The 21,831-nt window shown below is 33.6% G+C and carries 25 protein-coding genes and 1 pseudogene; 17 read left to right on the top strand and 9 right to left on the bottom strand.

The window, feature by feature from the left end; all coding sequences use genetic code 11:
* Position 1: 1 nt before the first annotated feature.
* From CRO00_RS17965 to tnpA, 5 genes and pseudogenes are all read right to left on the bottom strand, one after another.
* On the bottom strand, positions 2-1,366 hold the full coding sequence (locus CRO00_RS17965) for a spore germination protein (protein WP_097075054.1): 1,365 nt from the start codon (positions 1,364-1,366) through the stop codon (positions 2-4).
* 382 nt (positions 1,367-1,748) lie between these two features.
* Positions 1,749-2,102 (bottom strand): annotated as a pseudogene (locus CRO00_RS20625) (GNAT family N-acetyltransferase).
* Between the two features lie 31 nt (positions 2,103-2,133).
* On the bottom strand, positions 2,134-3,729 hold the full coding sequence (tnpC, locus tag CRO00_RS17950) for an IS66 family transposase (RefSeq protein ID WP_097075051.1): 1,596 nt from the start codon (positions 3,727-3,729) through the stop codon (positions 2,134-2,136).
* Between the two features lie 47 nt (positions 3,730-3,776).
* Positions 3,777-4,133: an IS66 family insertion sequence element accessory protein TnpB gene (gene tnpB / locus CRO00_RS17945; protein ID WP_097075050.1), complete on the bottom strand. Its 357-nt coding sequence runs from the start codon at positions 4,131-4,133 to the stop codon at positions 3,777-3,779.
* A complete protein-coding gene (tnpA, locus tag CRO00_RS17940) occupies positions 4,123-4,446 on the bottom strand; it encodes an IS66 family insertion sequence element accessory protein TnpA (RefSeq protein ID WP_097075049.1) in 324 nt (107 codons plus the stop codon). Before tnpA ends, tnpB begins: the two co-directional genes overlap by 11 nt.
* 262 nt (positions 4,447-4,708) lie before the next feature.
* Here tnpA and CRO00_RS17935 point away from each other — a divergent pair, with 262 nt between their 5' ends.
* On the top strand, positions 4,709-5,815 hold the full coding sequence (locus CRO00_RS17935; RefSeq protein ID WP_097075048.1) for a C45 family autoproteolytic acyltransferase/hydrolase: 1,107 nt from the start codon (positions 4,709-4,711) through the stop codon (positions 5,813-5,815).
* 399 nt (positions 5,816-6,214) lie between these two features.
* Here CRO00_RS17935 and CRO00_RS17930 read toward each other — a convergent pair whose 3' ends face one another.
* A complete protein-coding gene (locus CRO00_RS17930; RefSeq protein ID WP_097075047.1) occupies positions 6,215-7,066 on the bottom strand; it encodes a TetR/AcrR family transcriptional regulator in 852 nt (283 codons plus the stop codon).
* 118 nt (positions 7,067-7,184) lie between these two features.
* Here CRO00_RS17930 and CRO00_RS17925 point away from each other — a divergent pair, with 118 nt between their 5' ends.
* The 3 genes from CRO00_RS17925 to CRO00_RS17915 all read left to right on the top strand — a co-directional run bounded on the left by CRO00_RS17925 (position 7,185) and on the right by CRO00_RS17915 (position 9,773).
* Positions 7,185-8,615, top strand: coding sequence for an MDR family MFS transporter (locus tag CRO00_RS17925; RefSeq protein WP_237658473.1), 1,431 nt, complete (start codon positions 7,185-7,187; stop codon positions 8,613-8,615).
* A 116-nt stretch (positions 8,616-8,731) separates the two neighbouring features.
* Positions 8,732-9,349 (top strand): TetR/AcrR family transcriptional regulator, encoded by a 618-nt coding sequence (locus tag CRO00_RS17920; protein WP_161946732.1) that lies wholly within the window; start codon positions 8,732-8,734, stop codon positions 9,347-9,349.
* Positions 9,350-9,374: 25 nt separating this feature from the next.
* Complete coding sequence (locus tag CRO00_RS17915; RefSeq protein ID WP_097075045.1) at positions 9,375-9,773, top strand: hypothetical protein; 399 nt, start codon at positions 9,375-9,377, stop codon at positions 9,771-9,773.
* A gap of 120 nt (positions 9,774-9,893) precedes the next feature.
* Here CRO00_RS17915 and CRO00_RS17910 read toward each other — a convergent pair whose 3' ends face one another.
* The gene (locus tag CRO00_RS17910; RefSeq protein WP_097075044.1) at positions 9,894-10,238 is read right to left on the bottom strand and encodes a hypothetical protein; all 345 of its coding nucleotides are present in this window, start codon (positions 10,236-10,238) and stop codon (positions 9,894-9,896) included.
* Between the two features lie 172 nt (positions 10,239-10,410).
* Between CRO00_RS17910 and CRO00_RS17905 the strand changes: the two genes are divergently transcribed.
* Entirely contained in the window at positions 10,411-10,782 is a 372-nt protein-coding gene (locus tag CRO00_RS17905; protein ID WP_097075043.1) for a VOC family protein, read from the top strand.
* Between the two features lie 91 nt (positions 10,783-10,873).
* Here the strand turns inward: CRO00_RS17905 and CRO00_RS17900 are convergent, their stop codons facing one another.
* The gene (locus CRO00_RS17900) at positions 10,874-11,440 is read right to left on the bottom strand and encodes a GNAT family N-acetyltransferase (RefSeq protein ID WP_097075042.1); all 567 of its coding nucleotides are present in this window, start codon (positions 11,438-11,440) and stop codon (positions 10,874-10,876) included.
* A gap of 172 nt (positions 11,441-11,612) precedes the next feature.
* Between CRO00_RS17900 and CRO00_RS17895 the strand changes: the two genes are divergently transcribed.
* The 4 genes from CRO00_RS17895 (at position 11,613) to CRO00_RS17875 (ending at position 14,649) form a co-directional block, all read left to right on the top strand.
* Complete coding sequence (locus CRO00_RS17895) at positions 11,613-11,945, top strand: DUF4260 domain-containing protein (RefSeq protein ID WP_097075109.1); 333 nt, start codon at positions 11,613-11,615, stop codon at positions 11,943-11,945.
* A 77-nt stretch (positions 11,946-12,022) separates the two neighbouring features.
* Positions 12,023-12,994 carry an alpha/beta fold hydrolase gene (locus CRO00_RS17890; RefSeq protein WP_237658472.1) on the top strand — a complete coding sequence of 324 codons (972 nt, stop codon included), beginning with the start codon at positions 12,023-12,025 and terminating at the stop codon, positions 12,992-12,994.
* A gap of 34 nt (positions 12,995-13,028) precedes the next feature.
* The gene (locus CRO00_RS17885) at positions 13,029-13,550 is read left to right on the top strand and encodes a GNAT family N-acetyltransferase (protein ID WP_097075041.1); all 522 of its coding nucleotides are present in this window, start codon (positions 13,029-13,031) and stop codon (positions 13,548-13,550) included.
* A gap of 304 nt (positions 13,551-13,854) precedes the next feature.
* On the top strand, positions 13,855-14,649 hold the full coding sequence (locus tag CRO00_RS17875; RefSeq protein ID WP_237658475.1) for an aldo/keto reductase: 795 nt from the start codon (positions 13,855-13,857) through the stop codon (positions 14,647-14,649).
* 33 nt (positions 14,650-14,682) lie between these two features.
* Here CRO00_RS17875 and CRO00_RS17870 read toward each other — a convergent pair whose 3' ends face one another.
* Positions 14,683-15,324, bottom strand: a complete 642-nt coding sequence (locus CRO00_RS17870) for a cupin domain-containing protein (RefSeq protein WP_097075039.1) — start codon at positions 15,322-15,324, stop codon at positions 14,683-14,685.
* 364 nt (positions 15,325-15,688) lie between these two features.
* On the opposite strand from CRO00_RS17870, the gene CRO00_RS17865 reads away from it, so the two are divergent.
* The 8 genes from CRO00_RS17865 (at position 15,689) to CRO00_RS17830 (ending at position 21,570) form a co-directional block, all read left to right on the top strand.
* The gene (locus CRO00_RS17865; RefSeq protein ID WP_097075038.1) at positions 15,689-15,997 is read left to right on the top strand and encodes a PadR family transcriptional regulator; all 309 of its coding nucleotides are present in this window, start codon (positions 15,689-15,691) and stop codon (positions 15,995-15,997) included.
* Positions 15,998-16,021: 24 nt separating this feature from the next.
* On the top strand, positions 16,022-17,188 hold the full coding sequence (locus CRO00_RS17860; RefSeq protein ID WP_097075106.1) for a chromate transporter: 1,167 nt from the start codon (positions 16,022-16,024) through the stop codon (positions 17,186-17,188).
* Positions 17,189-17,327: 139 nt separating this feature from the next.
* A complete protein-coding gene (locus tag CRO00_RS17855) occupies positions 17,328-17,759 on the top strand; it encodes a MarR family winged helix-turn-helix transcriptional regulator (protein ID WP_097075037.1) in 432 nt (143 codons plus the stop codon).
* Complete coding sequence (locus CRO00_RS17850; RefSeq protein ID WP_097075036.1) at positions 17,752-18,930, top strand: MFS transporter; 1,179 nt, start codon at positions 17,752-17,754, stop codon at positions 18,928-18,930. The genes CRO00_RS17855 and CRO00_RS17850 overlap by 8 nt, the downstream gene beginning before the upstream one ends.
* A gap of 71 nt (positions 18,931-19,001) precedes the next feature.
* Positions 19,002-19,376 (top strand): universal stress protein, encoded by a 375-nt coding sequence (locus CRO00_RS17845; protein ID WP_097075035.1) that lies wholly within the window; start codon positions 19,002-19,004, stop codon positions 19,374-19,376.
* Between the two features lie 152 nt (positions 19,377-19,528).
* Positions 19,529-19,762, top strand: coding sequence for a hypothetical protein (locus CRO00_RS17840; RefSeq protein WP_097075034.1), 234 nt, complete (start codon positions 19,529-19,531; stop codon positions 19,760-19,762).
* 70 nt (positions 19,763-19,832) lie between these two features.
* The gene (locus CRO00_RS17835) at positions 19,833-20,594 is read left to right on the top strand and encodes a ZIP family metal transporter (protein WP_161946731.1); all 762 of its coding nucleotides are present in this window, start codon (positions 19,833-19,835) and stop codon (positions 20,592-20,594) included.
* A gap of 106 nt (positions 20,595-20,700) precedes the next feature.
* Positions 20,701-21,570 (top strand): DUF1259 domain-containing protein, encoded by an 870-nt coding sequence (locus CRO00_RS17830; protein WP_097075105.1) that lies wholly within the window; start codon positions 20,701-20,703, stop codon positions 21,568-21,570.
* Positions 21,571-21,831 lie beyond the last annotated feature (261 nt).

Raw genomic sequence — 21,831 nt, 5'->3', positions numbered from 1 at the left:
CTTATTTCTTAAAGAACTGATAAGGAGCACGAATAATAGTATCTTTTAAGTCCTTCAAAGATAATGGTGCTATAGGTTTAAAATAATATTCCCCCATATTTTTTATACTGCAAAGATGAATTAATAAAATAATGAATCCGAAAATGATTCCAAAGAATCCCGCTATTGATGCAAGAATAATAAATATAAATCGAGCAATTCTTAAAGAAGCGGTCATAATAATATGTGGAACTACAAAAGAAGATATAGCAGATATAGAAACAACTATAATTAGTATATTACTCGTAAAACCAGCCTCTACAGCAGCAGTACCAACAACTATACCTCCTACTATACCAATTGTTTGTCCTATTTTAGACGGTAGTCTTGCTCCTGCTTCTCTTAACAACTCAATAATACTCTCAATAATTAATGCCTCAATTAGTGGGTTAAATGGCACATCACTTCTTGATTTAATAAACTCATGCAGTAATTTAACAGGAATAATCTCATAGTGAAACATAGATACTGCTACATAGAATGCAGAAGCAAATAGTGTTATTACTAATGCAGCAAATCTTAATGCCCTGGATAGAGTACCAAGTATCCATCTTTGGTTGTAATCATCTGGAGATTGAAAAAATTCAAAAAAACTAGTAGGGGTTGATAATGAATAGGGACTACCATCTAACAAACAAATAACTCTTCCCTCAAGCAACTTTGATGTTGAAACATCTGGACGCTCTGTCGTAAAATATTGTGGGAAAATAGAAAGCGGCTTCCTGTCTAAGTATTGTATTAGTTGATTTAAATCATTAATCCCTTTTATGTCAATGTTATTGATTCTTTCTTGCAATTCTTTAACTAACACAGGGGAAGTAATACCCTCAATATATAATAGATACATTTTCGTTTGAGTTATCGTGCCTATTTTATAACTAAGGACCTTTAAACAGTCTGATTTTATTCTTCTCCTAATCATAGATAGGTTAGTTCCAATGTCTTCTATAAAAGCTTCTTTAGGTCCTACAATCACAGTTTCAATTTCTGCAGCTGCAACACTTCTTGTTTTTGGAACATAAATATCAACTGCATATGCTAGTGAATTTTTAAAAATGACTAATGCTTTTCCTTCCAGAATCCCATTAACCATTGAGTTAATATCTTCTTCTTGTTTAAATTCTATTCTTCTTAATATATTTTTCACTTCATCGTTTTTTATATTTGAAAATGGTTGTACAATATTATTATTCAATTCCTCTTCCCCTACTAAATGCCCGAAAAATAATACCTCAATTTCTAACTCTGGGAATGTTTTCGTTACTAAATCATCACAATCATCGAATCTACCCTTAATATGTGCAGACAAATTTTTGTTTATGTACATAATAAATTCCTCTCAAAACGTTATCATCGTGAGTATTTCAAAATTGTGTTATTTTTATTCAGAATTTTGTTAAATCGCTTCTCTCTCATATAGTCAGTATTGCAAAATTATGTGAGGTAAAGACAAATGCCCCTTGAAGCCTATCGTACATGTGAAGGAAGCTCTCGATCGTTTAATGTGCCTTTAGGTTATATCATCTTTTGGTAAATTAAAATACTTCGCAATTTTTGGTTTACAACGGTAACAATTGCGTTTATCAAAGCGAGATGCCATGTTTGAATACATAACTTTAATAACTGAAAAAAGCGCTCTTCTTATCAAAGAACAGCACCCAGATTTTGGAATAACTAGGTTAAGTAAATAACCCAATTTCTTTTATTCATCATTCATATAAATCTAATTGATAATAGACAATGTCTAACCATTTTCCAAATTTATATCTGATATGTTTTAATCTACCGACCAAATGAAAACCAAACTGTTCATGCAATTTGATGCTTCCAACATTTTCTGAATCAATACCAGCAATTAACGTTCTCACTTTTCGTTTCTTCGCTTCTTCAATTAATTTTTGTAAAAGTTATTTTCTAACCCCCTTTCCTTGATGTTTTGATGAGACATAAACAGAATGTTCCATGGGAAATTTATACCCTTCATTTGGATAAAATCGTTTAAATGTGGCAAAACCAATGACTTCTCCATTTTCTTCATAAAGTAAGCGTAAAATAATGCCCACCTAGTTTTTCAGGTGGGCATTGGTGTATTCTTTACTTAACTTTATCAGGAATACGGCATTCCTTTGGAATGGTCTTTGACCACGGAAGGAACTGATCAAGTGCTTCCTGATCATCTAGATCTATTTGTGGTAATTGTTCAAAAAGATAGTTTAAGTAGCTCATGGGATTTAACTGGTTCTCTTTGGCAGTTTCTACAATGCTATAGATAATGGCACTGGCAGTTGCACCTCTCATAGATTGGGAAAACAGCCATGATTTTCTTCCCATAACGAATGGTTTAATAGAACGCTCCGCTCTATTATTATCAATTTCAAGACGCCCATCTTTCATAAAGGTAATAAGTTTAGGCCATTGGTTTAAACTATAGTTAATTGCTTCACCTAGTTTGCTTTTTGGTGGAACTTGAGGGCGTTTAGATTTAAGCCATGCTAAAAAAGCATCCAACACGGGTTGACTGCGTTTTTGACGTTCTTCTTTCCGTTGTTCTGGGCTACAATTTTTGATTTCCTCATCTATCTGTTTCTCAATTTTAAATAATTGATTACAGTATTGGAGTCCTTCAGCCGCTAGAGTTGTAGATTTATCTACATTGGCAGGCAACGATTTGAGCGTTTCATCGAACTTTCTTCGTGCGTGAGCTAGACATCCAACTAACTCCACATTCTTCAAATCGTGGTATCCCGCATAACCATCGACATGAAGGTATCCCGAAAACCCCTTAAGAAATGCCTTTGGGTGCTTACTGTGGCGCGAAGTCTGGTAATCGTATAAAACAATCGGTGTTATGTCACGGCCAGATCGGTATAACCACATATAGGATTTGGAATTTGCAGCCTTTCCGGGTTCTGCTAAAACTTGAACTGTTGTTTCGTCTGCGTGCAGGCGGTCAAGTTGAAGTAGAAGCTCATGCAAGCGATTATAAAGCGGTGAGAGCCACTTCATTGAACCATATATTACCCAGTTGGCAATCGTTTGGCGTGATAGAAAGACACCAAGTCGTTCAAATTGTTTTTCAATTCGGTACAATGGCATTCCTTCTACGTATTTTTGATTCATGATATACGCCATTGAAGAAGGCGAAGCGAGACTTTTTGGAAAAACTGCCGCTGGCATTTTAGCTGTGACAATCGGTGTTTCGATTCCTTCACGTTCACATTTACGACAGCTGTAAATATGTTGAATATGCTCCACGACTTTCACTTGAGCAGGGATAATCTTTAATTCTCGTCGTGTTTCCTTACTCATTTCATGCACAGTTTCACCGCAACACAAACAGACCTGCTCTTCTTCGGATAAACGATAATGAATCGTTTCCGTAGGCAAGTTTTCAAGTTTCGCATCTCGTTGTCCTACATATTTCTTTCGATTATACATAATCGTTTCGAGTGTAGGTTCCTCCACTTTTGCATCCGCTGTGATTTCAGCTTCATTAAAAAGAGAAAGTTCGATTTGGTCCGGATTTGTTTTTTCACTAGATGTCCCGAATTTCTTTTGTTGGCTTAGTCGGAATTGTTCTTCCAACCATTTCACTTTTGCCTCTAGGACTTCTTTTTGCTTTTCTAAATCCGCATTTTTTGCTGCGAGTTCTTCAATTGTATCTTGTAGTTCATTCGTATTTTTTTCCATGAAAATAGAATACCATAAAGAGAGGTGACATAGATGGTCAATTCTCTCTAAATGATAACTTTTGCATCCATTTTTGGATGGGCTTGTTTTTGTTCATAGCTAATCCCATCAAGTAACCAATTCAATTGGCGAGGACTAATCGCTAGATGCGTAGCTGTTTGTTCATCTGGACATTCAAAAACGCCTTCTTCAAGACGACGATAATACAACCAAAAACCATTATGATCCCAATGGAGAATCTTCAACTTATCACGTTTGCGATTACAGAAGACAAATAGATTGGAAGAGAAAGGGTCGAGTTGAAAACTCATTTGAACAATCGCTGCCAATCCATCAATCGACTTCCGTAAATCTGTTGCACCCGTTGCTAAATAGACCCGGTTAATCGGAGTTTTACTTAACATGGGATTGAAGAACCTGAAGCACTTCATTGAAAAGTGAATGGCTGAAGCCTTCTTTAATTTCGATTGAAACATCTCCTACCTTAACTGTTAGAGTAGGTGTTTCTTCCATCGAGTTGGATGAATCGATGGCAACCCATTGTGTAAGGGGATAAGCGACGTGAGTCGGTTCAGTTTCCAATCGTTTCATCCAGCTATACATACTTTGGACACCTACTTGATTTTGTTTACACCAAGCTTTTACACTCGGCACTCCACTGGATTTGTAGGCATCGATGCGATCTTGCCACATCTGTTTTCGTTCATCTAGTAACATAAAAAAACCTCCTAACAATTGATGTTAATGTGATTATCACAAAACACGGCAATTATTAGAAGGTGTGTAGTATTTGGTGCTTACTTTTAAAAAGCTCTAAACTCTCTACTTGCTGGAGGGTTTATTTTCACGAATACGTGATAAAGAGTATGATTCAATTTTACTTTTTGGACATAGATTCACACTGTTGAAAGTATATACTTCCAAAAAATTAGTTGAAATATATATTTTATACATTAATTTGAATTGGAGAGTGACAAATATGCATTTATTAAAAGCTTCTTTTTCTATTCTAGAAGGCAACAGTTACGAGATAGGAAGTTCGCAGGGAGAGAAAATTAAAAAAATTCCAGATGCAATAAAGAAATTTATATCAACTCAGCCTATAGATGAAACCAGTTTTAGAAAGATGAAAACGTTAATTGATCAATTTAATCCAGGTTTAAATGAAGAACTTCAAGGTTTTGCTGAAGCTCTAAGAATAAATGTAAATGATTTAACCTTCTATACAGAAGCTTGTTTACAACCAGGTGGCTGTAGTTTAAGTGCTATTTTGCCGATGAAAACGAGTGATAATAAGACATATGTTCTTAGAAATTATGATTTGTCTCCTCATATATCTGATATGAGACTTTGCACAACAAAGGTAAAAGGGAAATATAGTCATATTGGATTCTCTGTATCTTACTTCGGGCGGAGTGAAGGACTAAATGAAATGGGGTTATGTGTAGCATTTGCCTCATGTGGTATACCGATTGGGAATCACCCAGGAATGAAAAAACCCGTTACAAGTGGATTGCAATTTATGGTAATCGTAAGAGCGTTACTAGAAAATTGTAAAAATGTAGAGGAAGGAATTCGTTATTTAGAAGACATGCCTATCGGTACAAATATGAATTTGCTTTTGGCGGATGCTGAAGGGAATGCGGCTATAGTAGAAACTTATGATGGAGAAATGGCTATAAAAGGAGCCGATACTAAAATAGGTTTTATTAACGCAACCAATCACGCGTTACTACCAGATATCATGAAAAAAGAAAAAGGGAAATTGGAACAATCGATAATACGATATAATTTGTTGCAAAATAGTTTAGAAGGTACTGATTTTATATCGAAAAGCCAATTACAAAGTCTCTTTTTAAGAGAGTATCCAAATGGTTTAACTGTTCATAACTATCGACATAATTTTGGAACGGTTCATTCAATACTGTTTAATTTAGATGATAAACAATTAGAGCTCTCATTCGGAAGTCCATTACTTAATAATGTGTATAAGGTAAGTATTGCAGAACCCTTACCTTATGAAACTATTGATGTTGTTTTTAATAATACGAATTATACCGCGGACTTTTGGAAAGTAATAGAGTAAAACATTATTCGTTAATAAGAAGTGATAAAAAGTTATCCAGCAATCAGGGCGTTACTACAATTAAGTAGAGACGCTTTTTTTGCTATCGAAACTAAAATGTTAAAATGTGTGCGTGAACGTAAAAGGGGGGAGTATGGATTTTTGACTTTGGTTACTTATAAGCCTATTTTATTTACTTGTAGTTTATATAATTATAAAAACAGCAGTAGCAAAAGGTATAGATGGTCCAAGTCGATAAGAGAAATGAAAAAAGAAATTTGTAGTGAACTAAACAGTTAATAGAATCTGATATTATTCCATTTTGGAACCCGATTATAGTGCAACAATAAGCAATTTTTGTATAAAAAGTGTCAACAAAGTGATTTAAAAGGCTTTGTTGACATCTTGAGTATGATTAATTTATTTATTATTTTTTTTATGAATAATGTTAAATACTTCATTCAATAGCTGTTCATTTCCTGTCATAGGTGAAGACAATATTATTAATTGTCGAATAGCTCCTTCACAAACACCCCATCTTATATATGAGCTTTGAATTTCCTCTAAAATAAAGTTAATTATTTCTTGAGCTTCCTGTGGAAATTTATTTTTATTTGTTGTTAATAACTTTTGTATATTACTAATGGCAGTGTCTTGATTATCGTATGAACTTGATGATTTATATGGGAATAGGGTTTGATGATTTTGTTTTGTTAGTTCAATATTTTTTTCTAAACGTAAAATATTATAATCTAAAATATCCGAACTATTGACATTCAGCTTCATTTGGTCACAATATCTAAATTGATAACCTAATCCCCCAATAAAGTGAGTAGATAAATCCATAGCACTTTCTTCTATATCATTGCCATATACCTCTATTAAACGATTTGCTAACCAATTCAGCTCCCTATAATGGCTATTTACTATATACTTTTGAAGCTGCTCATCATTTTCTCCTAAAGAAATATTATATAACTCTGCAATTTTTTCAGTTCCATAGATAGAATGTTTTACCCGAAGTTGGGAATAAAAAATTTGCTTATCATTAGGCAGACCATCAAGTAACAACATATTTTGTTGTTCTTCTACTTTCTCATCAACTTTTTGAATAATATGGAGAATTAATTGAGATTTTGTTGAGAAGTAATTATAAAATGTCCCTTTTGAGACTTTGGAATGCTCCAAGATATCTTGAATTGAGGTATCGTGATAACCCTTTGACCTAAATAGTTGTTTAGCCACTTCAATGATTTTTTCTTTTTTATTCATATATTTTTACTCCTAAAGAAATTATTGACATTATTATTATACCACATTATCATAAGGAATGGACTTAGGTATAAAAAAATATACCTATGTTTATTTTGTGTTGAGAGGGAGAAGAATTATGGAAAAAAATCAGATGCAACCAGTTGATATATATGGAAATCAATTTAAACGAGCTGGATTTGTACTTGTTTTACTGTTAGGAACTTTTTTAACGATTATAAACCAAACTTTGTTGGTGACTGCCTTACCAAAGATAATGGGAGATCTAGATATAAATGCTATTGATGCACAATGGCTAATCACATCATTTATGCTTATCAGCGGCATAATGATTCCAACTACTGCATTTCTGTTAAATACAATAACTAATAGAACTTTATTTTTTATAGCAATGGGTAGTTTTGCAGTTGGAACAGTAATTTGTGCACTTAGTACAACATTTACAACATTACTAATAGGGCGAATTATTCAAGCTATGGGATCGGGGTTGATGATTCCCTTAATGCAAACCCTCATGTTTATGGTTTATCCGGTGGAACGGAGAGGAGAAGCAATGGGATTAGTGGGAGTAGTTATAGCATTTTCACCTGCAATTGCCCCAACAGTATCTGGTTGGATAGTTGATTCTTTTGATTGGCGCTATTTATTTTATATACTCCTTCCAATTGTAGGAATCAATATTTTACTAGCATTTTTTTATATGAAAAATATTATTAAATTAACAAAGCCAAAGCTGGATGTTTTCTCTCTTATACTGAGTAGTTTAGGTTTAGGTTTACTTTTGTATGGGATAAGTATTGCAGGAAATGTAGGATGGCAAAATATGACTTCATGGATATCTTGCATAATAGGAGTTGTTGTCGTTATACTTTTTACCCATCGACAGTTAAAATTGGCACAACCTTTTTTAGAGGTAAAAGTATTTAAAAGCAGAACTTTTACATTGTCTACAATAATTGTGGCGATTATTTTTATGACAATGATTGCTTCAGAAATTCTCTTGCCTATTTATACACAAACAATTAAGGAATTTTCTGCACTTCAATCTGGTCTAATATTACTTCCAGGTGCCCTTGTTTTAGGTGTGATTTCACCAATTGCTGGGAAACTAATTGATAAGCATGGCATAAAAAAAATAGCAACGATTGGTATGCTTATTTTAACTATAGCATCACTTCCTTTCGTATTTCTCACTAAGGAAACAGCTACTTGGTGGATTGTTAGTCTTTATTCATTAAGGATGTTAGGTATGGGATTAGTAATGATTCCATTAGCAACAGTTGGGATTAATGCATTACCGAATGAATTAATAAGTCATGGATCAGCAATTAATAATACTGTCCGCCAAGTGTTTGCTTCATTAGGTTCTGCAATAATGGTAGGAGTAATGTCAGCCACAGTAATTAAATATAATAATAATTTTGATGGTACCTCTGCTTTGCTGAAGGGACTTAATTATGGCTTTATGTCTGCTTTTCTTCTAATAGTTGTAGCATTTATTTTATGCTTTTTTATAAAATCAACAAATTATTTAAAAGAGACAGATTAGGTTATAGCTTACTTTTCATAGAGGGTATTTATTTACAATAAAGCGTCAATCATTTATAATTTCTATGACTAAAAATACCGAAATAGTCATATTGATTCAAATGAGGTGCGATGTTAATGCCACGCTTTAGTGAAAATGAGAAAGACATAATAAGAAAGAGATTAATGGAGAAAGGAAAAGAATTATTTCTGCAATTTGGATTGAGAAAGACGAGTATTGACAGCATCATCTCAGCAAGTGGTATTGCAAAGGGGTCATTTTATACATTTTTTCGATCAAAAGAAGAACTTTTCTTAGAAATTTGGTTCGAGGAGGAGTCAAAATACAATCAATTTCTTACAGAAATAATGCTTTCAGCCAAAACTCCTAAAGACATGATTATTCAAGTATGTAAGGGTACCTTTGAATATCTTGAATCAAATCCATTCCATCGAAATTTATATGAGAGGAATGAAACAGAATATTTAATTAGGAAGTTACCGCCGGGACAATATACATCCCTAATTGAACAAGACAATTCTACCTTCATACCCTTATTAGAAAAATTGCAACAAGAAGGGGAAATTATTCCGATTGAACCTGAAATAATTATGGGCATACACCGATGCTTATCCTATCTACCACTCTTAAAAGAGGAAATCGGACCAGAAGTATTCCCAAAGGTATTAGAAACTATGATTATGTTAATTGCTGAAGGGCTTACGACTCAAAAAACACAAGTAGATTTTCTTTAAGAGCTTAAGAAATGGAGGATAGCCAATGCTGGATTACCCTATTAATAAAGTGAACCAAAATTTAATAATTATTAATTCTATATCTGAATGGAGAAAGATAGAATCCTTTTTAGACGAACAAAAAAAGTTCTTCTTTGAATTAATTGAAGAGAACTCTAACTGTTCAGCCTATATTATTGATAGTAAAACTTTGCAAACAAGATACGAAATCAACTCGAACTCTTTAAAAAATTATATTGAAACAGGAATTGAAACAGGTGAGTTTGCGCCTCAGTACCCTGTTTCAACCTGTGTAGAAATGCTTATTACAACACTTGAAGGGCTACATTTTAATAGTAGGTTTATCTATTCACATCAGAAGATTGTTTCAGATCAAATAAAAATAATAAAAGAGCAACTAAAAGAAATATTAGTAGTAATCTAATCGCAATTAACAGGTAAATCTATGAAACTTCTAACGCTATCACCCTTGTACTTTCTTTGCAAGGGTGTGCTTACGCTAATTCTAGTTTATTTTTTATAAGCTGAGAGAATAAAAGTTGAATTAACGCATTACATTTCGAATGAATGCTAATGGGTCATGATTGACATAGGTAACAATCCAAGCGTTATTATCCGACAGATATTTTAACCTAAGTGAAACGTGTTTATATAAGGTAACCCCACCGCAAACTTGGATATATAAAGTTTGTATGTAATTTTTGTTTAAATCATACAAGTCTTTTTCCAAGTAAACCGTGCCCCTGTCTTTAAAAATTTGAATAGTTACTTCTGGCTTCCATTCTAACTTTACTTTAGTTTTAATATTTTTCTTCACATATTTTTCAATCGCTTTATATTTGTGTTGAAAAGTATCACCTTCATTATAAGTAAACTCGAAAAAATCCATTATTCTTCCCCTTTCGTTAATTAGGATATTATGAATATACATAGGTCTAAGTTTTTTTGTGATGGAAGGAATTTCTTTGGAGAATGCATAATTAAATAGAAGGGGTCAGGCTGTATATCTTAATAAACTAATTGATTTTGTTTTAAAAAATATAAGATTCTTAGGAGGAAATATGGAACTTGGAGCATTTTCTGTAAGTTTAAATGTGAAAGATATTCATCAATCTAAAGCTTTTTATGAAGACCTAGGATTTCAGGTTTTTGGAGGGGACATTGCTCAAAACTGGCTTATTATGAAGAATGAAGATAGCATTATTGGACTATTCCAAGGTATGTTTGAAAAGAACATTCTAACTTTTAACCCAGGTTGGAATCAAAATGCAGAAAGCCTCGATCAATTTACCGACATTCGAGAACTTCAAAAAGAGCTTAAAGCAAAAGGGATTAAAATGATTACGGAGGCTGATGAATCAACTGAAGGCCCTGCAAGTTTTATTGTCGAAGATCCAGACGGCAATCCAATTTTAGTGGATCAACACAGGTAAATCAGGATGAAAGTTGGAACATATTAATTTTTGATTGGTTCCAACTTTTTTGTAGGGCATAATTCTTATCAAAAAATTTACAACCCAATTGTTAATTCACTTTATGGAAATATTCCTCTGCTAACATTGTGTAATAGCATTGACCTTCAAAATCCTTATATTGTTCTGTTAGGTTTCCAATTCTAAAGTGATACTTCATTCCTAGATTATTTACAATTCCTATTGATGGCTCATTTCGATAATCAACGAAGGCAATAATCTTAGAAAGTCCAATTACTTCAAATCCATACTGCAATGTAGCTTTAGCTGCTTCAAAGGCTAGTCCTTGTTTTCTGTATAGGCTGGAAATCCCGTAGTAAATCTCAGTTTCCCCCATGTTCAGATCATCAGGTCCAAGTCCACAAAAACCAATTAGTTTTTGATCTTTCTTATGAATAATAGAAAGATTAAATTTATAAATTTTATCTTGAGTATTTTTCTTATTTTGTTGCATTGACCAAATGATGTTTTTTTCTAGATTCTCACGAGTTGGAGTCTCTTCAGGAATATATTCATGGAAATTTTCCTCACTAACAACCGAATATAGTTCATCTAAATCTTCTAAACAAAATGGACGAATGATGAGTCTATCGGTCTCTATTTTTGCATTTAAAAACATGGTTATCCCCCCGTAACGGAATTTCTAAGATTAAAAATAAAGCATTCCTCTTTCGGATATTTTTTCTTGCATTTTTATATTGAGGAATTATAATTAATAGTGTACTAACGTTCGTTAGTTAAGTCAATTGTTAAGTTATAATAGAAATGGAGGTTATAAATTGAGCAAAATAATGCGTTTAGAAGGGCTGGTTGTCTTTTTGCTTGCTCTTGTGTTTTATAACGTAAATGAATTTAGTTGGGTTCTATTTATTATCTTATTGTTCTTACCGGATGTAGGTATGATAGGGTATGCAATTAATAATACAGTGGGTGCATACATCTACAATGTTTTCCATACTTATACCATTCCACTTCTATTAGTAGCAGTATCAACTTTATTGAAGATTGAAGTACTCTTATTAATTGGATTGGTGTGGAGTGCTCATATTGGAATGGATCGCGCTTTAGGTTATGGTTTAAAATATAGTACTGAATTTAAAGATACACATTTAGGTAGGCTATAATCGTACCAATTGAAGAATTGGTTTTTTTAAAACTGTTAAACTAATATAATTAGTTTTGTTGAGGAGAACGTGAACATATGAAGCGGAAAATATGGATTGTTGTTAGAAATTTACTTTTAATCTTATTATCTATTTTTCTATTATGGATGATTATCAATTTAATAATGACAAAATATGAGCAAAAGAAGTATCAGGCGATTGGACATTACGTTGAAGTTGAAGGGAAGAAAATGCATGTTTACGAAAAAGGAGAAGGTGAACATACAGTTGTTTTATTAAGTGGTTTAGGTACGACAGCTCCTGCATTAGATTTTGAACCATTAATAAATGAGATAGAAAAAAATAATAAAGTAGTAGTGATTGAACCGTTTGGATATGGTTGGAGTGACGTAACAAAAAAGGAACGAACAGTAGAGAACATTGTAGAAGAAATTAGAGTTGCACTGCAGAAAAGTAAAATCGAAGGCCCATATATATTAATGCCCCACTCTGTTTCGGGGATCTATAGTATGTATTACGCAAATCAGTATCCAGATGAGGTAGAAGCAGTTATAGGAATTGACAGTACATTACCAATGGCAACAGAATACTTCCAAGAAACTGCTCCAAGTTTGCCTGGATTTTTGAAATTCGTAGCACCTACAGGAATTGCTAGGGCTGCAGTAAATATTATTCCTGATAATTTTCTTCCAATAGCTGCTGAAGGGACTTATTCTAATGAAAATTTAAGTATGACAAAGAGGCTCTCCGCTTGGAAGGCATATAATCGCAATGTTATAGAAGAAGCACAGCAGTTAGGAAACAATATTGAAAAAACAAAGAACATGACATTTCCTTCAACTATGCCTGTACTGATGTTTACGACGGAGGAAGATCAGGTCAATGAAGAAGGGAAATCAAATATTACATTTTATCAAGAGCAATTACGTAATCAAGAAATTAGTAAACTCATTACCTTGGAAGGCCACCATTATTTACACTGGACTCAATACCAAGAAATGAGTGAACAAGTTGATAAATTTATCAAAAGTTACACTGAAGCAAAATAAATTCAATATGAATCTATTTTAGGGGGAAATGAAAATGGAATTACAGGTGAACTCACTTTGGGAAAACAATGATGGAATGACTATTTGTACGAATAAAAGCTTTTTAGATATTGAAATAATACACAGTTTCCTAAGTAACGATTCCTATTGGGCAAAAGGAATTGCTAAAGAACTAGTAGAAGCAGCCATTGAAAATTCAATACTTTGTTATGGTGTTTACGACGGAAATCCACTGAATGGCCCTGCTAAACAGATTGGTTTTGCAAGAGTTGTGTCTGATTTTGTAAGGTTTTCGTGGTTAGGGGATGTTTTTATTCTACCCGAATATAGAGGACGTGGCCTTAGTAAGTGGTTAGTGAGTGTTATTACTGAACACCCAAAATTAAAGGGAACGAGTTTTCAACTAGCTACAAAGGATGCTCATTCCCTCTATGGAAAGTATGGATTTAAACCTATAGATAAAATAGAAAATAGAATGTGTAGACCGCTTGATTGGGAAAGTGTGTATCAAGGCTACGAAATCGACAAAAAAAGTAGGGAAAACAGCAATGATTAACATACTATACAACAAATATAAGTTATGGTTTTGGATTATTTTATCTTTCTTATTTATTATAGGAGGTATCTCCAATGTGTTTACAGGTACCGTTTGGGAAGTTGTATTGAATATCTTTCTCGGGATTATTTGTTTAATTGTGGCAATGTCTATAGTTTTTAAACAAAGAAAGACCGATTGAATTTTAAAATTGACCATTTTCATGTAAATGCTAAGGAGAAAATATGTAAGATTGAAAATGGAGGATTTAACGTTGAGTATTAAAAATTTACAAGACACAACAACTTTAAATAATGGAGTAAAAATGCCTTGGTTTGGACTAGGTGTTTTTAAAGTAGCAGAAGGTCCTGAGCTAGTGAACGCAGTAAAAACTGCAATTAAACATGGGTACCGCAGTATTGATACAGCAGCAATCTACCAAAATGAACAAGGTGTAGGAAAAGGTATTAAGGAGGGCTTAAAAGAAGCTGGAATTTCTAGAGAAGATTTATTTGTTACATCAAAGGTTTGGAATACCGATTTAGACTATGAAGCAACAATTGCCGCATACGAGAAAAGTTTAGAAAGACTTGATTTAGAATACTTAGATTTATATCTAATTCACTGGCCCGTTGCAGGGAAATATAAAGATGCGTGGCGTGCAATGGAAACTCTATATAAAGAAGGTAAAGTGAAAACAATCGGAGTGAGTAATTTCCAAATTCATCACCTTGAGGATTTATTGAAAGATGCAGAAATTAAGCCAATGATTAATCAAGTTGAATATCATCCAAAATTAACACAAAAAGAGCTACAGGCATTTTGTCTAGAAAACGATATCCAATTAGAAGCATGGTCGCCTTTAATGCAAGGCCAATTGTTAGATAACGATACGTTAAAAGACATTGCCAACAAATATAATAAAACCGTTGCACAAGTTATTTTACGTTGGGATTTGCAAAACGGGGTTATAACGATTCCAAAATCAACAAAAGAAAAGCGAATTGTTGAAAATGCTAGTATCTTTGATTTTGAATTAACGAAAGAAGACATGATAATAATTGATGGGTTGAATGAAAATCTTCGTGTAGGTCCAGATCCAGACAATTTTAACTTTTAAAAAAGACATGGAAATAATCCATGCCAATCCTTGCTACCCCCAATAGTGCCAATGTTGGGGAACGTATGAGGGGGATTGTTGAATGTACTGGGGCTGCTGATACTGTTGAAAAACATTTTGTTGAGCAATAGTTTTATGTTCTCTGTTGCAATCTCTGTAAGGGCCGATGTAGGTTGAGGGTTTAACTGGCGAAATAACTTGCTTCCATTGATTTTCGTCGAGACAATAAGTATGCGCCATAACATTAGCCGGAGTAAATTTTAAGATGTCCGACCCTAAAATAACTTCGGGAGTGGATGCATTAAATATTGCTAAAAGATGTGTGTTATCAACCGTAGCCATTTCATAATGCCACCAACCTTGTGGAACGTTCGCCACTTGACCAGGAGTAATAGGGAAATTAAGTACTTCTTTAGTAAATGGATTTAGTATTGAAACAGTAGCAGCACCAGAAATACAATACACTAACTCCGCCGCATTTTGATGATAGTGCGGCTCTACAACATTACTAGCACTTAGGAAAATGTCCAGTAGTGATACATTATCAAGTGTATTCAACTGGCCTTTTCCTAATAGGTTAATGTAGTTTCTACTATCTTTTATGAATAATGGGCTCTTATTCAGATCAAAAGTGAATTGCGTTGAAGGAGAGGTATAATCCATATTTAAAGCCATCAGTCTTCTTCACCTCATTTAAAATAAATACATATGCATCTTATGCAAGGATATTTGTTTAGGTGTAAAAACAATTTTGGGGAATGCAGGATGCCCAACCACTTGCTAGATTTGTTATGAAAAAGCTACGCGTTAGACAAAAGTTATCAGTAGAAAATGCTAATTTATAATGCTAATCCAGGCATAGAGAAATCTTGATCTCTATGCCTTTTTAATGCGCATTTATACATTAATATTAAGAGATTGTAAAATAGTTTTAAGATATTATTAAACGAATCGATTCAGAAAAAAATATGGTACTGTATGAGTAGTTACTATATCAGTTTTCGATATCGATTTTCGAAATTAAAAAGGAGTATGAAAGTTGGAAGGTAAAATATTACGAAAGCTATTTTTAGGATTTATACAAATTCATATTCTTTATCATGCGAAAGATCACCCTATTTATGGTGCATGGATGCTTGAAGAGTTGCATGAACATGGATATGAATTAAGTGCAGGTACATTATATCCAATCCTTCACAATATGGAATCAGATGGTTTATTACAAAAGCAAGAACTAAATGTAGAGGGGAAAATTAGAAAATATTATAAAGCTACAAGTAAAGGAGAGGAAGTGCTAGTTCAAGCTCGTGAAAAAGCTTATGAATTGTTTAAAGAAATAAATGATTAAGGAAGTGATGACAGGATGACAAGAATGAGAATTTGGTTAGAAATATTAATAGTGTCAACCAGGCTTGGACTTACTTCATTTGGAGGTCCTACTGCTCACCTAGGATATTTTCATGAAGAATATATTCGCAGGAGAAAATGGATGGATGAAAAGAATTATGCGGATTTAGTTGCCTTGTGTCAATTTTTACCTGGACCTGCTAGTAGCCAAGTTGGGATTGGTTTAGGTGTAATGCGTGGCGGCTTAATAGGAGGAATTATTTCGTTTTTAGGATTTACAATGCCTTCTGTAATTGCGTTAATAATTTTTGCAACAGCGCTTCAAACATTTGGTATTGAGGATGCTGGTTGGATAGAAGGGTTAAAAATTGTTGCCGTAGTAGTTGTTGCTCATGCTATTTTAGGTATGGCCAAAACCCTTACGCCTGATAATAAAAGAAAAACAATCGCATTATTTGCATTAATCTCAACATTGCTTTGGCAAACAGCCTTTACACAGATTGCTGTTATTTTATTAGCGGGTATTATCGGCTATATTTTATATCGCAGAGAAACAATTCAAGCAGAGAATTCAACAGTTACACATTTCCCTATATCGAAAAAATTTGGAGCGGCTTGTTTAAGTGTATTCTTTGGATTATTGATTTTCTTACCGGTACTAAGTAATTATTTTTCATCACAATGGGTCTCAATGTTTGATAGCTTCTATCGTTCGGGTTCTCTTGTTTTTGGTGGGGGACATGTTGTCTTGCCGTTACTAGAGCAGGAATTTGTTTCAACTAGTTGGTTAAGTGAACAGCAATTTCTTGCGGGTTATGGTGCTGCACAGGCTGTACCCGGTCCGTTATTTACATTTGCTACGTATATTGGAGCTGTAGTAGCAGGTTGGCAAGGCGGTTTGTTTGCTACATTTGCAATCTTTCTTCCTGCATTTTTACTAATTTTGGGGACACTTCCTTTTTGGAATGATTTACGAAATAACCCTAAAATTAAAGCGGCGTTGATTGGTATTAATGCTTCAGTAGTAGGGATTCTATTTTCTGCATTATACCACCCAATATGGACTAGTTCGATTTACGAAACATTAGACTTTGCCCTTGCTGCAATTCTATTCTTTATGCTTGTATATTGGAAATTACCGCCGTGGATGGTTGTACTTTCCGGGGCATTATTAGGTATGATTTTACTTTAGACTAGTTATTAAAAATGGAAGTCAGTTTCCTAATGTGAGACTGGCTTTTTTTGTAGCTCTTGAAAAATTTCATAAAAAAATATATAGTTATCTAAGGTAACTATTACCCAAAGTAATTAATTTGGAAGGAGAAATTATAATGGAAGGTTTTTTTCAAAATTATTTAAGATTGTATCGATCGTTAATTACTTCCTTAAATGAATTAATGAGCATTTATCAACTTTCTTATTCACTATGGCAAGTTATTTTTTATATAAAAAATTATGGACCTTCAACACTTGTAGATATTTCAAATTATTACAATGTTGAAAAGCCAACCATTACGAGAAGAGTTCATCGCTTGGAAGAATTGCAATTCGTAGTACAAATTCCAGGGAAAGATCGGCGTGAAAAAATCATTCAGTTAACAGAATTAGGGGAACAAATTTATAAAGAGTGCCGAACAAAAATAACAAATTTAGAAACCAACGTGATGGAAGGGTTATCAAAAGAAGAACAAATTATCACTTACCAAACACTGCCTAAAATTCAAAACAATATTATGAAACGTGAGGATAGTAAAAGTGAATAAAGAGAAATTGTGGACAAAGGATTTTCTCATCGTTTCCGGCGTCAATTTTTTATTAACATTGGTTTTTTATTTATTAATTGTAATTATAGGTGTTTTTGCAGTAAACGAATATCATGCAACAACAAGCCAAGCTGGATTGGTGACAGGGATATTTATTGTTGGAACTTTAATTGGCCGTTTGTGTATTGGTCGGTACATCGATTCAATTGGACGTAAGAGAACTTTATTTATAGGATTAATTTTATTTATATCCACAACTGTTTTATATTTTATCCATTTAGGCATTACTTTCTTACTTATTACCCGGTTATTACATGGGATTACTTTAGGGATTGCGAGTACAGCCACAGGAACGATTGTTGCCCAAGTAATTCCTAATACTAGAAAGGGAGAAGGAATCGGCTACTATAGTATGAGTACGACATTGGCTACAGCTATTGGACCTTTCATAGGGCTATATATGACGCAGCATACAAGTACTCAATGGATTTTTATCCTTTGCCTGGCTTTAGGACTTTTTAGTTTCATTACTGCGTTATTTGTACGTGTACCTGTATTGGTGATTACCAAAGAAACAACTGAAAAAGGGTTTAAATTGTCTCAATTTATTGAACCAAATGCTGTTCCAATTGCAGTAATTACACTTGTGGTTGCCTTTTGTTACTCAAGTGTTTTATCCTTTATTAATTTTTATGCAATTGAAATCGACTTAGTTAGTACAGCAAGTTTCTTCTTTCTTTTTTACTCTTTAGCTGTTTTAATTTCACGTCCATTCACAGGGCGATTAATGGACGTAAAAGGTGCAAATACCGTGATGTATCCTGCCTTTATTCTTTTCGCCATCGGAATGTACCTTTTAGGTGTTGCTCAAAATAGTTTTACATTTTTATTAGGCGGTGTTCTAATTGGTCTTGGATTCGGTAACATGCAATCATGTACTCAAGCAATTGCCATCAAACTCAATCCGTCACACCGTATGGGATTAGCCACATCAACCTTTTTTATATTTTTAGATGCAGGGCTTGGATTCGGTCCTTATCTACTAGGATTCTTTATTCCTACATTAAGTTATAGCATGTTATACCTCATTTTAGCCTTTGTCGTTTTGGCATCATCCGGCCTTTATTTTTTACTACACGGGAAAAAAGACAAAGTGGTTTTTAGTGAATGAATCTCTTTACAAAATTACAAAAACTGGGATAATTAAATTCAAGTAGAGTTGCATTAGGAAAGAGTGATGTGATGAGTAAAAAAATAGTTGTGCCAGTTGATGGATCAAGAATTGCACAAAACGCTTTAAAGTTTGCAATTACAATGGCAAAAGCGTACGGTGATGAAATTAAAGTTATTAATATTCAACCTAGCATTGCTATATTAGGTGAAGGAATCATAAAAGAAGCTGAAGCATTATTAGAAAACGAGGGAGTTTCATATTCTTCTAAAATTCGAATTGGAACACCTGCGATTGAAATTATCTCTGAATCAAATGGAGAATCCGTACGTTGTGTCGTCATGGGTTCAAGAGGGATGAATGCCGATTCTAGCCGTAAGTTAGGGAGTGTCAGCCAAGCTACTCTTACAATGGCATCATGTCCAATTATGTTTATTCCTAGTTAAATAGATTTGATGGACATCTAAAAGCTATATAGGACGTCCTTACAAGGTGAAAACATATATTGTAATTTATCTATATTACGATATCATAGTTTTCGCCTTTCTTTTATAATTGTAAATTATAGGAATAAATTCTAAAGAAAGAAGGGGAGTATTTGAAGAAATTAAATTTTTTACTTATTCTATTTTTATCTTTTATTGGTACAATCTTTACTCCACAGATAATAGAAGCAGCTACCTTATTTAACCAAGGTACTGGGTATGAACATGGGGCATATGACTTAAATGCCATACAACCTACTTCTGAAAATTGGACAAGACATTCAAGCAATAATATGCTATTTATATTAAGTGGTACAAAGATTATTGCTTTAGGTGACAAAAATTAACAATAACGATGAAAAGGAACAGGGTAAGCTTGTTCCTTTTTAATTTTCTTTTACATATTACATAAATTCATTGAATAAGCCATATACGTTAGTAAATGCCGGAAAAAGGTGTGAACGAATGTGGCTTATTGCTTTTCTAAGTACGTTTGCTGGAATAATGATCGGTGGTAGTATTGCCTGGTTATTTAGAGGATTTCAACAGAAAATGAATGTTATTTATGCGATTTGCGCCGGGCTAATATTAGGTTTAATAAGTATTGAAATGATCCCAGAGACAATTGAAATTAGCGGTTGGTTTAATAGTTTTGTTGGTATATTTTTAGGAATTTTCCTATTTCGAGGATTACACAGTATACTTCACTACAACCATACTGAAGATTTACTTTCTAAAAAAAGTTCAAATATACAAATTAGCTTACTTTTAATGCTTAGTATTTTAATACATAATTTGCCGATGGGAATTATGTTTGGGGCAAATGTAGATTCGGAGTTACGATATCCCCTATTACAAGCACTTTTTTTTCATAGTATTCCAGAAGGGGTGATACTATTTACCCCATTAATGCTCGTGAAGCATAATCGCTCTCTTTGGATTATCTTTTCATTTATTGTATCCATTCCTGTTGCGATTGGGGCTTTTATCGGAAAATTTATCGGTCAAGAGTTTTTTCTCATTTCTGCATTCATTATGAGCTTCACAATCGGATTGATTCTAATGGTGACCATTACTGAGATTCTGTTTGTTTCGTTAAAAAAGTCTCATGCATTAAGTATTGTTCTGTATACTTTGGCGGGTTTTGGAATGATGGCGTTGTATTTAAAAATAATATGATAATGCTAGCACTCTCAAGTTTTAGGCTAAATTGCCCAACCATTCACAATTTACTGGAATACAATTTCACTATAAGTAAATTTATTGGAAGGGAATTATGCGATTCATGAATGAAATGAATACGGAACAGCCTAATAAGCTTTGCCTGGAATTTGCACGAATTTTAGGATCCACACCTTCTGTAATTAATGGAGTATGTACTGCAACACGATCTAGAACAAATATTCATCCAACTGTATTAGGACGGAATGCACAATCATTTATGTTTGTACCTCAAGCGTTTTCTTTTGAAAAGCTTGATGATGAGGGAAATGCTTTATGTTTAGGGGAAACTGTCATTCTTGAAGAAGAGATTAACCCATTTATTTCATGTTTAAGGGAAAATGGTATTATCGTTACGGCACTACACAATCACTGGTTATTTGAAGAGCCTCGCCTATTGTACATTCATTTCCAATCGATTGATGAACCACTTTCTTTTGCGAGGAAAACAAGAAGGGCTTTACGGGTATTGACAAAAAAAGATGTAGGTAAATCCCATGAAAATCACGACAATACTTTAGACTTGGCAGAAAAACTTTGCGAAAAATTCCATGACATCCTTGGAGGAATGCATACATTTGAAGATGGTGTTTGTACTGTTATGGACTCTCGTTTAAATATAAAACCTCGCGTTATGGGGAGAAAAGGAAGAGCATTTTTATTAATTCCTCAAATGTTTGTTTTTGAATCATTAACATCAGATGGAAAAGCGCTTTGTAGTGGAGAAACAGTAATTCTAGAAGATGAGCTAAACTTGTTTATTAGTAAACTTCGCAAAAATAATATTTTGGTCACGGCTTTCCACAATCATTGGCTATTTGAAGATCCGCGGTTAATGTATATTCATTTTGTGAAGATTGATCACCCCGTACAATTTGCCGAGGATGTAAAAGACGCTTTGCAAGTATTAACGGACGAAATCGTGAAATGTTAGCAATGCGAATCACCTCTATTAAATTAGGGCACTGAAAAAGTCGATTTTAATAAATTTTTATAATAAAAATACGCTCAGATCTTTTAGGAAGTGGGATTCACGAAGACTCCTACGGGAACAGCTTGAGCTGAAGACCCCGCAGGAGCTTGCGACGAGGAGGCTGAAGCCAAGCCCGTGGAAAGCGAAGTGAATCCCACCTTCTATTTAGAAGCAAATAATTACTATAAATTTTTATCGGTATTTAGTTTTTCAGTGGCTTCC

Origin of the sequence: Ureibacillus xyleni, assembly GCF_900217795.1 — a bacterium.
Classification (GTDB): Bacteria; Bacillota; Bacilli; order Bacillales_A; family Planococcaceae; genus Ureibacillus; species Ureibacillus xyleni.
This window is presented reverse-complemented; position numbering and strand designations above follow the sequence as displayed.

Bases quoted from the DNA above. Each gene is read 5' to 3' on its own strand.
- CRO00_RS17965 (WP_097075054.1), bottom strand. From the start codon at position 1,366: ATGTACATAAACAAAAATTTGTCTGCACATATTAAGGGTAGATTCGAT.
- tnpC (WP_097075051.1), bottom strand. From the start codon at position 3,729: ATGGAAAAAAATACGAATGAACTACAAGATACAATTGAAGAACTCGCA.
- tnpB (WP_097075050.1), bottom strand. From the start codon at position 4,133: ATGTTAAGTAAAACTCCGATTAACCGGGTCTATTTAGCAACGGGTGCA.
- tnpA (WP_097075049.1), bottom strand. From the start codon at position 4,446: ATGTTACTAGATGAACGAAAACAGATGTGGCAAGATCGCATCGATGCC.
- CRO00_RS17935 (WP_097075048.1), top strand. From the start codon at position 4,709: ATGCATTTATTAAAAGCTTCTTTTTCTATTCTAGAAGGCAACAGTTAC.
- CRO00_RS17930 (WP_097075047.1), bottom strand. From the start codon at position 7,066: ATGAATAAAAAAGAAAAAATCATTGAAGTGGCTAAACAACTATTTAGG.
- CRO00_RS17925 (WP_237658473.1), top strand. From the start codon at position 7,185: ATGGAAAAAAATCAGATGCAACCAGTTGATATATATGGAAATCAATTT.
- CRO00_RS17920 (WP_161946732.1), top strand. From the start codon at position 8,732: ATGCCACGCTTTAGTGAAAATGAGAAAGACATAATAAGAAAGAGATTA.
- CRO00_RS17915 (WP_097075045.1), top strand. From the start codon at position 9,375: ATGCTGGATTACCCTATTAATAAAGTGAACCAAAATTTAATAATTATT.
- CRO00_RS17910 (WP_097075044.1), bottom strand. From the start codon at position 10,238: ATGGATTTTTTCGAGTTTACTTATAATGAAGGTGATACTTTTCAACAC.
- CRO00_RS17905 (WP_097075043.1), top strand. From the start codon at position 10,411: ATGGAACTTGGAGCATTTTCTGTAAGTTTAAATGTGAAAGATATTCAT.
- CRO00_RS17900 (WP_097075042.1), bottom strand. From the start codon at position 11,440: ATGTTTTTAAATGCAAAAATAGAGACCGATAGACTCATCATTCGTCCA.
- CRO00_RS17895 (WP_097075109.1), top strand. From the start codon at position 11,613: ATGCGTTTAGAAGGGCTGGTTGTCTTTTTGCTTGCTCTTGTGTTTTAT.
- CRO00_RS17890 (WP_237658472.1), top strand. From the start codon at position 12,023: ATGAAGCGGAAAATATGGATTGTTGTTAGAAATTTACTTTTAATCTTA.
- CRO00_RS17885 (WP_097075041.1), top strand. From the start codon at position 13,029: ATGGAATTACAGGTGAACTCACTTTGGGAAAACAATGATGGAATGACT.
- CRO00_RS17875 (WP_237658475.1), top strand. From the start codon at position 13,855: ATGCCTTGGTTTGGACTAGGTGTTTTTAAAGTAGCAGAAGGTCCTGAG.
- CRO00_RS17870 (WP_097075039.1), bottom strand. From the start codon at position 15,324: ATGGCTTTAAATATGGATTATACCTCTCCTTCAACGCAATTCACTTTT.
- CRO00_RS17860 (WP_097075106.1), top strand. From the start codon at position 16,022: ATGAGAATTTGGTTAGAAATATTAATAGTGTCAACCAGGCTTGGACTT.
- CRO00_RS17855 (WP_097075037.1), top strand. From the start codon at position 17,328: ATGGAAGGTTTTTTTCAAAATTATTTAAGATTGTATCGATCGTTAATT.
- CRO00_RS17845 (WP_097075035.1), top strand. From the start codon at position 19,002: ATGAGTAAAAAAATAGTTGTGCCAGTTGATGGATCAAGAATTGCACAA.
- CRO00_RS17830 (WP_097075105.1), top strand. From the start codon at position 20,701: ATGAATGAAATGAATACGGAACAGCCTAATAAGCTTTGCCTGGAATTT.